Annotated in this window: 1 protein-coding gene; it reads left to right on the forward strand. The window is 34.4% G+C overall.

The window, feature by feature from the left end; genetic code table 11:
• Positions 1 to 16: 16 nt before the first annotated feature.
• Positions 17 to 1169, forward strand: a 1153-nt coding sequence (locus ADI86_RS03785) for an SEC10/PgrA surface exclusion domain-containing protein (protein ID WP_152906145.1), incomplete at its 3' end; no start/stop codon positions are given.

The following is a 1169-nucleotide window of genomic DNA, read 5'->3' on the forward strand; positions in this document are numbered from 1 at the left end:
ACAAGCTGAAAACAATGTGAATGTCAAAAATGATGCATTGAAATTAGCTAAAGAAATGATGGACGCAAACCAAAATAAAGTTGATTCCATCCAAACAAAAGCAGATGAAACGGCGTCTAAAGAAAAAGAAGCTCAAACTGTTTTGGATGTTGAAAAAGCTAAACTATCAAAAGAGAAAATTACTATAAGTAATGTAGTTTATAATTTGACAGCCGAACAAAAAGCAAAATTTGGATTCAATAAAGATCAAGTGACATTCAAAGACGCTTATGAATACTGGAGAAAGAACTGGACTGATGAAGCTAGTGAGTTATTGCAAACGTTAGCTATCGAAGTCGCTAAGAAGTTTAATGTCAAAATCGATGAGAGCGATTTTAAAAGAAAAGTTGATATTGATAACTTAACAAATGAACAAATCATTGAAATTAGTAATTTTTATGCTAACCTAACAACTGAACTTGCAAAATTAGTAGGACAAGAGAATCATCCTCATATTGACCAAGATGCTATTGAATATAGTAAACAAATTGCTAAAGAGTATGAAAAACGTGGTACAAGTCCATCAACTGACGGACATTTACCATATAGCGTTAAAAAACCAATTGAAAAACGTAATGGCTTATATGAAGATAGTGAAAACTTAGCTACATTGCTTGGTTCTATACATGCTACCAACATGTTTGGTTTGAAACAATCTGTTGTGACAGCATTCAGCATGTATTCATTCTTTGATAAAGAATCTAAATGGGGACACTTAGCTAGCAATCTAAATGCCAAGAATAGCGTTGCGATGACAGTTGCTAATATCAACGGTGAACATTGGTTTGTAAATACTTTTGCTAGTGAAACAAAACAACCAATCAATCTCAACCAAGACCTTGCCAAACTTGAAAAAAAACTAGCTGAAGCACAAAAACAAAACAGTCAAGCTCAAACTGCTCTTACAAATGCTAAAGCAGAATTAGCAGCAGCTTCACGCAAATATGCTTCTGCACTTGACGCTAAAACAGAAGCTGAGAAAGAATTGGCAAGCAAAACAGCTAGTCCACTTCAAACAGAAGTCGCTGAAAAGAACTTGCAACTTGCAAATCTTGCTTTGAAAAATGCACAAGAACGTAAAGCAACTGCTGAAAAAGCTGTTGAAAACTTCTCAAGAAGCCAAGCAGAAA

It is taken from the genome of Streptococcus pseudopneumoniae (assembly GCF_001074975.1).
Taxonomy (GTDB): Bacteria; Bacillota; Bacilli; order Lactobacillales; family Streptococcaceae; genus Streptococcus; species Streptococcus pseudopneumoniae_D.